Source organism: Methylobacterium sp. FW102-HT35C08 (assembly GCF_058790235.1).
Genome location: NZ_JBYTCL010000002.1, coordinates 973896 through 986708 on the forward strand (window position 1 = coordinate 973896; position 12813 = coordinate 986708).

Sequence of the window (12813 nt, forward strand, 5' to 3'; positions counted from 1 at the left end):
TTTGGGGTTCGACCGATGGCCAGCGCCAGCTACGACGCCCGCCGGGGCGAGCTGACCACCTACTTCGACCGCACCGCGGTTGAGGCGTGGTCGCGCCTGACCTCGGATGCCCCGGTGAGCCGGATCCGCGCCACCGTGCGCGCCGGCCGTGACGCCATGCGGGCGACCCTGCTCTCCTGGCTGCCGGCCGACATGACCGGCCTGCGGCTGCTCGATGCCGGCTGCGGCACCGGGGCGCTCAGCGTCGAGGCAGCACGGCGCGGCGCGGAGGTGGTGGCGATCGACGTCTCGCCGACGCTGATCGGGCTGGCGCAGGAGCGGCTGCCGGCGATCTCCGGCGCCGGCCGCATCGACTTCCGGGTCGGGGACATGCTCGACCCGGCGCTCGGCCGGTTCGACCACGTGGTGGCGATGGACTCGCTGATCCACTACCGCGCCGCCGACATTACCCGGGCGCTGGCGGTGCTGGGCGCGCGCACGGACCGGTCGGTGCTGTTCACCGTGGCGCCGCGCACGGCCCTGCTGACGCTGATGCACGCGGCCGGACAGTTCTTTCCGCGGGGCGACCGCTCGCCTTCCATCGTGCCGGTGACCGAGCGTGCGCTGCGGCGGCAGATCTCGTCCGAGCACGCGCTCGACGGCTTCGCCTGGGCGCGGAGTCACCGGATCAACAGCGGGTTCTACCTGTCGAACGCGATCGCGCTGACGCGCGTTTCCGGTGCCTCCAAACCATGCCCTCATCCTGAGGTGCCGCAGGGCAGCGGTGGCCTCGAAGGAGGGCTCCAGCCAGCCGCACGATCCCGGGAGGGCTCCTTCGAGGCTGCTGCGCAGCACCTCAGGATGAGGGGGATGGATGGGACGGAAGGATCCGCCCCATGAAGTCCGGCCGTACCCTCACCGCAGCCCTCATGCGCCTCGGCCCGGCGATCCTGCCCTTCGCGGATGCTGCCACGGTCGAGCTGCCGCTGGGCCGCCTCCTGCGCCTCGCCCTGTTCCAGGTCACCGTCGGCATGGCGGCGGTGCTGCTGATCGGAACGCTCAACCGGGTGATGATCGTCGAACTCGGCGTCCCGGCCTGGATCGTCGCGGTGATGCTGGCCCTGCCACTGATCTTCGCGCCGTTGCGGGCGCTGGTCGGCTTCCGGTCGGACACGCATCGCTCGGTGCTGGGCTGGCGGCGAGTGCCGTATATCTGGTTCGGCACGCTGTTGCAGTTCGGCGGGCTGGCGATCATGCCGTTCGCCCTGCTGATCCTGTCGGGCGACACGACCGGCCCGCTCTGGGTCGGCGACCTCGCGGCGGCGCTGGCCTTCCTGCTGGTCGGCGCAGGCCTGCACACCACCCAGACCGTCGGGCTGGCGCTCGCCACCGACCTCGCCCCCGCCCACGCGCGGCCGAAGGTGGTGGCGCTGCTCTGCGCGGCTCTGCTGTTCGGCATGATGGCGAGCGCGGTGCTGTTCGGCCTGTTCCTCGCCCACTTCTCGCCCGTACGGCTCATCCAGGTGATCCAGGGAGCGGCTTTGGTCACCATCATCCTCAACGGCTTCGCGCTGTGGAAGCAGGAGCCGCGCGACCCCAACCGGGCGCAGGAAGCGCCCCAACGCGACTTCCGTGCCTCCTGGCGGGCCTATGCGGGGCAGGGCACCGCCCGCCGGCGCCTCGTGGCGATCGGCCTCGGCACGGCCGGCTTCTCGATGCAGGACATCCTGCTCGAACCCTATGGCGGCCAGATCCTGCACCTCTCCGTGGGGGCGACCACGGCGCTGACTGCCCTGTTGGCGGCCGGCGGCGGCCTCGGCCTTCTCGTGGCGGCGCGCTGGCTCGGGCGCGGCGGCGATCCGTTCCGGGTGTCGGCGGTGGGCGTCGGGATCGGGATCATGGCCTTCTCGGCGGTGGTCTTCGCCGCGCCGCTGGCCTCCGCCGACCTGTTCGCCGCGGGTGTCAGCCTGATCGGGCTCGGTGGCGGCCTGTTCGCCCACGGCACGCTCACCGCCTCGATGAACCGCGCCGGGCCGGAAGATACCGGGCTGGCGCTCGGCGCCTGGGGCGCCGTTCAGGCGACCGCGGCCGGCCTGTCGATCGCGGCGAGCGGCCTCGTGCGCGATGTCGGCGGCGCCATCGCCCAGTCGGGAGTGCTCGGCGAGGGCATGAACGAGCCCGCCATCGGCTACCTCATCGTCTACCACATCGAGATCGCCCTGCTGTTCGCCGCGCTCCTCGCGCTGGGACCGCTGGTGCGTGAGGACACGCGAACAGAGGTTCGAGACCGCATTGCCGACGGCCTTGCCGGTCGGACGGCCTGAGACTCGGGGAGGACTGCCATGCCAACCGGCGCACTTACGGGTTATGTCGACGTCGCCCAGGTCGTGCTCTACGCGTTCTTCCTCTTCTTCGCGGGGCTGGTGTTCTGGCTCCGCCGCGAGGACCGGCGCGAGGGCTACCCCCTGGAGAACGAGGCCGTCGGCCGCCGCAAGGCGGACGATCCGATCCTGATCCCCCGGTCCAAAGCCTTCTATCTCCCCGGCGGCGAGACGACCTACGCGCCGCAGGCGGTGCACGGCCGGAACGACATCGAGACCGGCATCCCGGCCCGCAAGGTCGAGCCCTGGCCCGGCGCGCCCTACGAGCGGACGGATTCCTCGCTCCAGGCCGGCGTCGGCCCCGGCTCCTGGGTGCTGCGGCACGACGTGCACGACCGGACCTGGGACGAGGAGATCCGCATCGTGCCCCTGCGGGTGGCGAAGAACTTCATCATCCACGAGGACGGCCCGAACCCGATCGGCATGAGCGTGTTCGGCACCGACAACGCCCTGGCGGGTGTCATCAGTGACGTCTGGGTCGATCGCGGCGAGTCGCTGATCCGCTATTACGAGGTGGAACTCCCGACGGGCGGTCGCCGGCTAATGCCGACCACCTTCTGCCGGGCCGGCGGCCTGACCAAGACGGTGACGACCGAGGCGCTGCTCGCCAGCCAGTTCGCCGACATCCCGGCCACCCGCGACCCCGACAGCGTGACCTTCCTCGAGGAGGAGCGGATCGTCTCGTATTTCGGCGCCGGCACGCTCTACGCCACGCCCGAGCGCGCGGAGCCCATCCTGTGAGCGGCGATTTCCTCCCCGAGGGCACCCTGCGGGGGCTGCCCGGCCCGCTGCCAATGGGCGAGCGCATCCTCTGGCAGGGGGCGCCGACGACCACCGGCCTGCTGGTGCGGGTGTTCCACGCCCGTCTGGTGATCGCGTGGTTCGCGGTCTGCGCCCTGGCCTTCGGCCTCGCCGCCGGCTCGCCCGCGGCGGCGCTCGCCAAGGTCGGACCGACGCTGCTGGTCGGCGCCGGTGCCGTCGCGCTGCTCTGGCTGCTCGCGTGGCTGACCCACCGCACGACCCTCTACACCGTGACCAACCGCCGGATCGTGCTGCAGGCCGGGATCGCCCTGCCGGTGACCCACAACCTGCCCTTCGCGCAGCTCGACAGCGCGGCTTTGCGCGCGTTCACGGACGGCAGCGGGGATCTACCGCTGCAGTTGCGGCCAGGGCTGCGCATCGCCTACCTTCAGCTCTGGCCGCATGCCCGGCCCTGGCGTCTGACCCGGACGGAGCCGATGCTGCGCTCCGTACCGGAGGCGGACGCGGTGGCGGCGATCCTGGCGCGGGCGCTCCAAGCGCACGCCGCCGGGGCCGCACTGCCGGTGCGGGTGGCCCGTCTGCCGCAGGCGGACGAAAATCCCGGCCGCCTCGTCGCGGCCGAATAGGGAGGAGCGCGATGGGCGAGCGGGCGGAGAAGGCCGGCCGAACGACCGGACCGGCGCCGGCGCTGCTGATGATCGGTGCGGGAGCGCTGATGGGCTTCTCCATGCTGGCGGTCCTGATCGGCCGCAGCGAAGGAGTCGGCCTCGTCGCCCTGCCGGCCGCCAAGGCGGTGGCCCGGCTCGAATTCCGGGCCGAGGACCAGGTCGACGGCTCGATCGCGTTGCGGGACGTCTCCGACCGGCACATCGTCGCCTGGATCCGCCCCGGCGAGGACGGCTTCCTGCGCGGGACCCTGCGGGGCCTCGCCCAGGCCCGGCAGCGTGGGGGCCTCGGGCCGGAGCAACCCTTCAGCCTGACCCGCTACGACGACGGCCGCCTCGCGCTCGCCGACGAGGCCACCGGCCGCCAAGTGCCCCTGGAGGCCTTCGGATCGACCAATGCCGGGGCCTTCGCCCGGCTGATGCCCGGGCCGGGTGCGCCCGCCACGGAGACGCGGTGATGGGCCTGTTCGGCAGCCGCACCGTCACCGTGCCCTGCACGGTCGAGATCGAGCAGACGCCCGAGAGCCTGCACGCGCACGTCACCCTCGATGCCGGCTTCGAGATCGAGCCCGGCGACGCGGTTCAGGTCCACGACGCGCCGACCTCGGTGCCCTACGGCGAGCGGCTTACCGTGCGCCGCACCGCCACCATCACCCGGGCCGGCCCGCTGGAGCGGGCCTGGACCAAGCTCATCGCCCATCTCGAGCTGACCGAACTCTACGAGGTCAGCTTTTCCGAGAGGAGGAAGCTGTGAACGCACCCGTCCCGCCGCCCTCCGGCCAGCCGATCCCGAAGAATCCGGTCAACGAATCGACCAAGGCGGCCCAGGAGACGACCTTCCTGTCGCCCCGGTTCTACACGACCGATTTCGTCGAACTCGACCGCACGAATGTCGAGCCTGTGCGGCGCGACTGGGACGTGCTCATCGCCGAATTGCGCGCCGACCCGAACAAGCGCCACTTCACCCGCAACGAGGAGTTCGACTGCGACCTGTCGCAGATGGAGCCCGAGCTGCGGAAGGAATTTCTGGACTTCCTGGTCTCGTCGATCACCGCCGAGTTCTCCGGCTGCGTGCTCTACGCGGAGATGCGGAAGCGGGCCAAGAACAAGGACATCAAGGAGCTGTTCGGCTTCATGAGCCGCGACGAGGCGCGCCACGCCGGTTTCATCAACGACACGCTCAAGGATTTCGGCATCGGCGTGGACCTCGGATTTCTCACGAAATCTAAAAAATACACGTTTTTCCGGCCGAAATTCATCTTCTACGCTACTTATCTCTCCGAGAAGATCGGCTACGCCCGCTACATCACGATCTTCCGTGAGCTGGAGCGGCACCCGGAGCGGCGCATCCACCCGATCTTCAAGTGGTTCGAGCTGTGGTGCAACGACGAGTTCCGCCACGGCGAGGCCTTCGCGCTGCTGATGCGCGCCAATCCGAAGCTGACGAGCGGCGTGAACCGCTACTGGATCCGGTTCTTCCTGCTCGCCGTCTTCGCCACGATGTACGTCCGCGACCATCACCGGCCGGCCTTCCACAAGGCGCTGGGCGTCGATCCGAGCGACTACGACTTCAAGGTCTTCCGGATCACCTCGGAGATCTCCCGCCAGACCTTCCCGCTGGAGCTCGACCTCGACAACCCGAAGTTCAAGGCGGGGCTCGACCGGCTGCTCGGCTGCTCCCGGGCGATCGCCGACGCCAAGGCGCGGGGCGGCCTCGCCGGCAAGGCCCTGCAGGGATTCCACGCCGCGCGGGCGGCGGTGACCTTCGCGCGGCTCTATCTCCTGCCCGTCAAGGCCAACGCCCTGCCGGCCGACATCCGCCTCCAGCCGGTCTGGTAGCATGGCGACTTATGCCGCCCCGGTCCTGTATGCGGTGCTGCTCTGGTGGTTCTCCACCGGGCTGATCCTGCTGCTCGACCACGCCCCGCGGCGGACCCATCCGTGGAGCATGGCCGGGGCGACGCTGCTGCTCGCCGGCGCCCTGGTGGCGATCCGCGCCAGCGCCGCCGACACGAGCGCCACGGGGGCCTACACGGCCTTCACGGCCGCGCTCATCGTCTGGGGCTGGCAGGAGATGAGCTACTACATGGGCTTCCTGTCCGGCCCGCGGCCCGTGGCCTGCGCGCCGAGCGTACGGGGGTTCGACCGGTTCCTCGCCGCACTGGCGACCAGCCTGTGGCATGAATTCGCCATCGTGATCGGCGGCCTCGCGATCCTGGCGCTGGTCTGGGGCAGCCCCAACCGCTTCGCCCTGTGGACCTACGGCACGCTGGTGGTGATGAACCTCTCGGCGCGGCTCAACCTGTTCCTGGGGGTGCGGAACCTCCACGCCGAGTTCCTGCCGGACCATCTCGGCTACCTCGCCTGCTACCTGTCCCGGAAGCCGATGAACCTGCTGTTCCCGGTCTCGGTGAGCCTCGGGACCATCGCGGCGGCTTTGCTCGGCCGCGCGGCGCTCGGCGCCGACCTGCTGGAGCATGAGCTGATCGGCTTCACGGTCCTGGCGACGCTGACCGCGCTCGCCACCCTGGAGCACTGGTTCCTGATGCTGCCGCTGCCCTCGGCGGAGCTGTGGCGCTGGAGCCTGCCGGGGCGGGCGCCCGGGGAAGCGGCCCCACCGCGGGATCGCGTGTAGGGCGAGGGATCAGATCCGGGCGATGCACGTCCACCAGTCTGGAACTGGTCTTGTGCGAAGTCCGGTGTCACAGGCGGGATCAACCCGCAGGGTTTGTTCGGGGAGAGGCGACATGGACTACGAGACCTTCTTCGGAGCCGAGATCGCCGGTCTCCATCGGGAAGGGCGCTACCGGGTCTTCACCGACCTCGAGCGCCATGCCGGCAACTTCCCGCACGCCACCCACCACCATGCCGGCGGCACGCGGCCGGTCACGGTCTGGTGCTCGAACGACTATCTCGGCATGGGCCAGCACCCGACCGTTACCGGGGCGATGCACGAGGCGATCGACCGCTGCGGCGCGGGCGCCGGCGGCACCCGCAACATTTCGGGCACCAACCACTACCATGTGCTGCTGGAGCGTGAGCTCGCCGACCTCCACGGCAAGGAGGCGGCCCTGCTGTTCACCTCCGGCTACGTGTCGAACTGGGCGGCGCTCGGGACCCTGGCGTCGCGCCTGCCGAACTGCGCGGTCTTCTCCGATTCCGAGAACCACGCCTCGATGATCGAGGGCATCCGGTTCTCGCGGGCCGAGCGCCACATCTTCCGCCACAATGACCCGGAGGACCTGAACCGCAAGCTCGACCTGATCGACCCGTCCCGGCCGAAGCTGGTGGCCTTCGAGTCGGTCTACTCGATGGACGGCGACATCGCGCCGATCGCCGAGATCTGCGACGTGGCCGAGGCCCACGGGGCGCTCACCTACCTCGACGAGGTCCACGCGGTCGGCCTCTACGGCGCGCGCGGCGGCGGCATCTCGGAGCGGGACGGCGTCGCTCACCGGCTCGATGTGATCGAGGGTACGCTGGGGAAGGCCTTCGCAGTCCATGGCGGCTACATCACGGCCTCAGAGAAGCTCTGCGACTTCGTGCGCAGCTTCGCCTCGGGCTTCATCTTCACCACCTCGCTGCCGCCGGCGGTGGCGGCCGGCGCGGCGGCGAGCATCCGCCATCTGAAGACGAGCGGCGTCGAGCGCGCCCGGCATCAGGAGCGCGTGGCGAAGGTCCGGCAGGCCCTGGAGGCCGCCGACATCCCGACCATGCCGAACGACAGCCACATCGTGCCGGTGATGGTCTGCGACCCCGTGCTGTGCAAGGGGATCTCCGATACCCTGCTCGACGAGTTCGGCATCTACGTGCAGCCGATCAACTACCCGACGGTGGCCCGCGGCACCGAGCGCCTGCGGATCACCCCGTCGCCACTGCACACCGATGCCGACATCGCGCATCTGGTCGCGGCGCTCACCACGATCTGGGGACGGATCGGGCTCCGGCAGAAGGCGGCGGAGTAGGGCTTTCCTTCCCCCACCCGCACCCTCATCCTGAGGCGCCCGCGTCAGCCGGCCTCGAAGGAGGGCTCCAGCCAGCCGCGCGATCCCTGGAGCTCTCCTTCGAGGCCTCCGCTGCGCGGCGGCACCTCAGGATGAGGGGGCTGGGTTGGATGCCCCCCGCAGCATCGAGTCATCGCGTGCCCACTTTCCCCTTCTCGGCCATCGTCGGCCAGGACGAGATGCGCCAGGCGCTGCTGATCGCGGCGGTGGACCCGGCCGTCGGCGGCGTGCTGGTCTTCGGCGACCGCGGCACCGGCAAGTCCACGGCGATTCGGGCACTGGCCGCCCTGCTGCCGCCGATGCGGGCGGTGGTCGGCTGCCCGTACAAGTGCGACCCCGACAGCCCGGCCGAGAGCTGCCCGCACTGCGCCGAGGGCGGCCCGCGCAAGAGTCACAAGACACCGGTGCCCGTCGTGGACCTGCCGCTCGGCGCCACCGAGGACCGGGTCGTCGGTACCCTCGACCTGGAGCGGGCGCTCGGCGCCGGCGTGAAGGCGTTCGAGCCGGGGCTGCTCGCCCGCGCCAACCGCGGCTTCCTGTACATCGACGAGGTCAACCTGCTGGAGGACCACCTCGTCGACCTGCTGCTCGACGTGGCGGCCTCAGGGATCAACACCGTCGAGCGCGAGGGGCTGTCCCTGCGCCACCCGGCGCGGTTCGTGCTCGTCGGCTCCGGCAACCCGGAAGAGGGGGAATTACGCCCGCAGCTTCTCGACCGGTTCGGGCTGGCCTGCGAGGTCGTGACCCCGAAGGACATCCCGACCCGCATCGCGGTGGTGCGCGCCCGCGACGCCTACGAGCGCGACCCGGAGGTATTCTGTGCCGAACGTGCTGGCGAAGAGCGGAAAATACAAAAACGAATCCTGCTGGCGCGGGAGCGCCTGCCGTCCGTGACTGTACCGGATGCCGCCCTCGAGCGCGCGGCGCGGCTCTGCCTCGCGCTCGGCATCGACGGGCTGCGCGGCGAGCTGACCTTGATGCGCACCGCCCGGGCGCTCGCTGCTCTCGACGGCGCCGCGGCGGTCACCGACGACCATCTCCGCCGCATCGCCCCGGCGTCCTTGCGCCACCGCCTGCGCCGCAACCCGCTGGACGAATCCGGATCCACGGCCCGAGTGGAGCGGGCGCTGGCGGAGGTGTTTGCGTGATGGCGCAGCCGCTTGTCTCCCCCCCCGCAGAGGGGGGAGGGAGGGCGCCAGATTGCTGGGCCGATGCTTGCCTCGCCGCCCGGGTTCTCGCCGCCGACCCGCACGGGCTCGGCGGCGCGGTGCTGCGGGCCCCCGCCGGCCCGGTGCGCGAGCGCTGGCTCGACGTCGTGCGGGCGGCGCTGCCCCCGGGAACGCCCTGGCGGCGCCTGCCGCCGGGCATCGGCGACGACAGCCTGCTCGGCGGGCTCGACCTTGCCGCGACCCTGGCGGCCGGCCGCCCCGTCGCGCGCGCCGGCCTGCTGGCGGAAGCCGATGGCGGCCTCATCGTCGCGCCCATGGCCGAGCGCCTCGCCCCCGGCACCGCGTCCCGCCTCGCCGCCGCCCTCGACACCGGCACGGCCTCAGAGCGCAGCGCCCGCTTCGGCCTGATCCTGCTCGATGAGGGCGTGGCGGATGAGGCCGTCGCCGACACCCTGGCCGACCGCCTCGCCTTCCGGATCGACCTGACCGGCCTCGGCGCCGCGGACGCGCAGGCGACACCGCCCGACCCGGAACCCGCCCTGCAGACCGCGGAGCCGGATCCGGTCGGCAGCCTCTGTGCCCTGGCCGAAGCCTTCGGCGTCGCGTCCCTGCGCGGCCCGATCCTGGCGGCCCGGCTGGCGCGGGCGCTCGCCGGGGCGGGACGGGTCGGCCAAGCGGAGATCACCGCGGCCGCGCGCCTTGTCCTGGCGCCGCGCGCCACGCGCCTGCCAGCCCCCGCGGAGGCCGAGCCCGAAACCGCGGAAGTCCCTCCGGACGATCCGCCCGCGGAACCGCCCACGGACGCCGCGGAGCCGGGCGCCGCAGATGCGCCGGAGGATGTCGTGCTGGAGGCCGTGCGCGCCGCGATCCCGGCGCATCTCCTCGAGCAGATCCTGTCGGGACAGCCGCGTCTCGCCGCCGCCAAGGCCGGCCGGGTCGGGCAGGCCGCGGCGTCGCGCACCGGGCGCCCGGTCGGCAGCCGGCGCGGCGATCCACGCCGCGGTCGGCTCGACCTGCTCGCGACCCTGCGGGCGGCAGCACCCTGGCAGGCCCTGCGGCGGGGCAGGGAGGAGACGCGCCGCATCGCGGTGCGGCGGGACGACCTACGGATCCGGATCCTCAAGCAGCGGACCGAGACGACCACGGTGTTCTGCGTCGATGCCTCGGGCTCGGCCGCGCTGGAGCGGCTGGCCGAGGCGAAGGGCGCGGTCGAGCTGCTGCTGGCCGAGGCCTATGTCCGGCGCGACCGGGTGGCGCTCGTGGCGTTCCGCGGCGCCGGCGCGGAGCTGGTCCTGCCGCCGACCCGCTCGCTGACCCGGGCCAAGCGCGGCCTCTCGGGGTTGCCGGGCGGGGGCGGGACGCCTTTGGCGTCGGGGATCGACGCGGCGGTCGCGGTGGCGCTCGGCGTGCGCCGGGGCGGCAGCCGGCCGGCGATCGTGCTGCTGACCGACGGCCGGGCCAATGTCGCGCGCTCGGGGGAGGGTGGTCGCGGCAGAGCCGGCGCGGACGCCCTGCAGGCGGCCCGAACCTTGCGGGCCGCCGGGCTGCCGGCACTGGTGATCGATACGGGCAGCCGGGGCGAGGAAGCCCGGCCGGTGGCGGAGGCGATGGGGGCCCGCTACCTGAAGCTGCCGCGCGTCGAGGCCGGGCAGCTCAGCGCGGCAGTGCGCGCGGCGCTGTGAGCGCCGCGACGGGTCTGGCTCAGAGGTCGCCGCTGATGCCGAGATCGGCGAGGCGCTGGTGATGGGCCAGCCAGGAGTTCAGCATCTCGCGGACGATGGCGCTGAAGCTCCAGCCGCCGGTGGTCGGGGCGGCGATGTTCTGCGTCGAGGAGGTGAAGAGGATCATGGCCTGCTCCGAAGTTGGGGGACGTGTCTTGCTCTTGTTCGACCCGGATATGCGGGTTGTGCTGCGTCGCAGCAATCGGGTCTGGATCAGCGGTGGCATGCGGTTGCCGCATGGGATTCTTCAGCATTACGAAATACTTCCGGTCCTGAACGATAGCGCCGCATCCCTGCCTGCCGGCCCTGGCTTCGGTGCAGTGCGGGAGGCGGATGCGTGGTGAGCCCGTTCGACGCCGATCGGCCGGACTGGGCGGTCGAGGGCCGTGACTGGCCGCATCGGGAGGCGAGCCGCTTCGTCGAGGCGGCGGGCCTGCGCTGGCACATCCAGGAATTCGGCCGGGCGGAGGCTCCGACGCTGCTGCTCCTGCACGGGACCGGAGCGGCGACCCATTCCTGGCGCGGGCTGGCGCCGCTGCTCGCCCAGGACTTCTTCGTCATCGCCCCGGACCTGCCGGGCCACGGCTTCACCGATCCCCTACCCGATGCCGACCTGTCGCTGCCCGGCATGGCGCGGGCCGTGGCGGGTCTCGTGGCGGCGCTCGGCCGCCCGCCGGTCCTGGCGGCCGGCCACTCGGCCGGCGCTGCGGTGCTGGCGCGGATGTGCCTGGACGGCTCGATCGCGCCCCGTCTGCTGGCGGCCTTCAACGGCGCCCTGGCGCCGCTGCCGGGGGCGGCCAATCTCCTGTTTCCCAGGATGGCGCGGCTGCTGTTCCTGAACCCGTTCACCCCGCGGATCTTCGCCTGGACGGCCGACCGGTCGGCGGCCAAGCGCCTGATCGAGGGGACGGGCTCGCGTCTGGATCCGGCGGGCGTGGATCTCTATCGGCGGCTCTTCGCCCGGTCCGGCCATGTCCGCGGGGCGCTCGGCATGATGGCGAACTGGGATCTTGCCGGGCTGCACCGGGCGCTGCCCGGCCTCGCGACCCGGACGCTGCTGATCGTCGGCGGCGACGACAAGGCGATCCTGCCGGACACCGCCTTCGCGTTGCGCGACCGCCTGCCCGATGCCCGCGTGGCCCTGATCCGCGGGCTCGGCCACCTCGCCCACGAGGAGGCGCCGGAGCGCGTGGCCGAGGTTCTGCTCGCGGAGGCGCGGACCCTCGGCCTGCCCTGAGCCGCCGGGACTGGCGCCGGCCTTGCCTGGGCTTTAGAGCCTGCCGCGGGGGCAGGGACGAGGAGCAGTCGAGACGATGGCGAGACCCGTGATCGGCGTCATCGGTAACGCACGTCTGATCGACAATCGATTCCCGGCGCAGATCGTCGGCGCCAACAACATGCAGGCCGTGGCCGCCGTGGCCGGCGCCCTGCCGCTGATGTTCGCCGCCGACCCGGCGATCACCGATCTCGGCGACCTCCTCGACACGGTGGATGGCATCCTGCTCACGGGCGGCCGCGCCAATGTCCACCCGACCCGCTTCAACGCCGAACCCTGCGCGGCACACGAGCCCTACGACGAGGCGCGTGACGCCGTGGCGCTGCCGCTGATCGAGGCCTGCGTGGCCCGCGGCGTGCCGCTCTTCGGCATCTGCCGCGGCTTCCAGGAGATGAATGTCGCCTTCGGCGGCAGTCTGCACCCGGAGATCCGCAATCTTCCCGGGCGCCTCAATCACCGGATGCCGCGGCTCGCGAATGGCGAGATCCATCCGGACCTGGAGGTGATCTTCGCTGACCGTCACGAGGTCCGCCTGACCCCGGACGGTGCCTTCGCCCGGCTCCTGGCGCGCGAGACGATCCGGGTGAACTCGCTGCACGGCCAGGGCATCCTCGAGCCGGGAGCCCGGGTGGTGATCGAGGGCGTGGCCGAGGACGAGACCGTCGAGGCGATCCGGATCCGCGACGCCGCGGGTTTCGCGCTCGGCGTCCAGTGGCATGCCGAGCACGACCCGGCCACCAACTCGATCAACCGCGCCCTGTTCGAGGCTTTCGGGTCCGCCGCGGCGGCGCATCGCCGTGCGCGGAGCGGCGGGCGGGGCTGATCCCCGGCATTCGCTTCGCCTTCGTGATCGTGC

At 71.9% G+C, this 12813-nt stretch carries 14 protein-coding genes; 13 read left to right on the forward strand and 1 reads right to left on the reverse strand.

The window, feature by feature from the left end:
- The first annotated feature begins 15 nt into the window (after window positions 1–15).
- The 11 genes from bchM (at window position 16) to AC3WSN_RS04875 (ending at window position 10642) form a co-directional block, all read left to right on the forward strand.
- Window positions 16–879, forward strand: coding sequence for a magnesium protoporphyrin IX methyltransferase (gene bchM / locus AC3WSN_RS04825; protein ID WP_492536572.1), 864 nt, complete (start codon window positions 16–18; stop codon window positions 877–879).
- On the forward strand, window positions 876–2303 hold the full coding sequence (locus AC3WSN_RS04830) for a BCD family MFS transporter (RefSeq protein ID WP_492536573.1): 1428 nt from the start codon (window positions 876–878) through the stop codon (window positions 2301–2303). Before bchM ends, AC3WSN_RS04830 begins: the two co-directional genes overlap by 4 nt.
- Before the next feature lie 18 nt (window positions 2304–2321).
- Window positions 2322–3101 (forward strand): photosynthetic reaction center subunit H, encoded by a 780-nt coding sequence (gene puhA, locus AC3WSN_RS04835; protein ID WP_192710287.1) that lies wholly within the window; start codon window positions 2322–2324, stop codon window positions 3099–3101.
- Window positions 3098–3748, forward strand: a complete 651-nt coding sequence (gene puhB, locus AC3WSN_RS04840) for a photosynthetic complex putative assembly protein PuhB (protein ID WP_492536574.1) — start codon at window positions 3098–3100, stop codon at window positions 3746–3748. The genes puhA and puhB overlap by 4 nt, the downstream gene beginning before the upstream one ends.
- Window positions 3749–3759: 11 nt before the next feature.
- On the forward strand, window positions 3760–4245 hold the full coding sequence (gene puhC / locus AC3WSN_RS04845) for a photosynthetic complex assembly protein PuhC (RefSeq protein ID WP_192710285.1): 486 nt from the start codon (window positions 3760–3762) through the stop codon (window positions 4243–4245).
- Window positions 4245–4541, forward strand: coding sequence for a hypothetical protein (locus AC3WSN_RS04850; RefSeq protein ID WP_192710362.1), 297 nt, complete (start codon window positions 4245–4247; stop codon window positions 4539–4541). The genes puhC and AC3WSN_RS04850 overlap by 1 nt, the downstream gene beginning before the upstream one ends.
- Window positions 4538–5626, forward strand: a complete 1089-nt coding sequence (gene acsF / locus AC3WSN_RS04855; protein WP_492536575.1) for a magnesium-protoporphyrin IX monomethyl ester (oxidative) cyclase — start codon at window positions 4538–4540, stop codon at window positions 5624–5626. Before AC3WSN_RS04850 ends, acsF begins: the two co-directional genes overlap by 4 nt.
- A gap of 1 nt (window position 5627) precedes the next feature.
- Window positions 5628–6422, forward strand: a complete 795-nt coding sequence (gene puhE / locus AC3WSN_RS04860) for a putative photosynthetic complex assembly protein PuhE (protein ID WP_492536576.1) — start codon at window positions 5628–5630, stop codon at window positions 6420–6422.
- A 112-nt stretch (window positions 6423–6534) separates the two neighbouring features.
- Complete coding sequence (gene hemA, locus AC3WSN_RS04865; RefSeq protein WP_492536577.1) at window positions 6535–7752, forward strand: 5-aminolevulinate synthase; 1218 nt, start codon at window positions 6535–6537, stop codon at window positions 7750–7752.
- Window positions 7753–7928: 176 nt separating this feature from the next.
- Window positions 7929–8939 (forward strand): magnesium chelatase ATPase subunit I, encoded by a 1011-nt coding sequence (gene bchI, locus AC3WSN_RS04870; RefSeq protein ID WP_492536578.1) that lies wholly within the window; start codon window positions 7929–7931, stop codon window positions 8937–8939.
- Window positions 8939–10642, forward strand: coding sequence for a magnesium chelatase subunit D (locus AC3WSN_RS04875; protein ID WP_492536579.1), 1704 nt, complete (start codon window positions 8939–8941; stop codon window positions 10640–10642). The genes bchI and AC3WSN_RS04875 overlap by 1 nt, the downstream gene beginning before the upstream one ends.
- Window positions 10643–10661: 19 nt before the next feature.
- Here AC3WSN_RS04875 and AC3WSN_RS04880 read toward each other — a convergent pair whose 3' ends face one another.
- On the reverse strand, window positions 10662–10808 hold the full coding sequence (locus tag AC3WSN_RS04880; RefSeq protein WP_192710279.1) for a hypothetical protein: 147 nt from the start codon (window positions 10806–10808) through the stop codon (window positions 10662–10664).
- Between the two features lie 210 nt (window positions 10809–11018).
- Between AC3WSN_RS04880 and bchO the strand changes: the two genes are divergently transcribed.
- Window positions 11019–11918: an alpha/beta fold hydrolase BchO gene (gene bchO / locus AC3WSN_RS04885; protein ID WP_492536580.1), complete on the forward strand. Its 900-nt coding sequence runs from the start codon at window positions 11019–11021 to the stop codon at window positions 11916–11918.
- A gap of 76 nt (window positions 11919–11994) precedes the next feature.
- Window positions 11995–12780 (forward strand): gamma-glutamyl-gamma-aminobutyrate hydrolase family protein, encoded by a 786-nt coding sequence (locus AC3WSN_RS04890; RefSeq protein ID WP_492536581.1) that lies wholly within the window; start codon window positions 11995–11997, stop codon window positions 12778–12780.
- The last annotated feature ends 33 nt before the right edge of the window (window positions 12781–12813 follow it).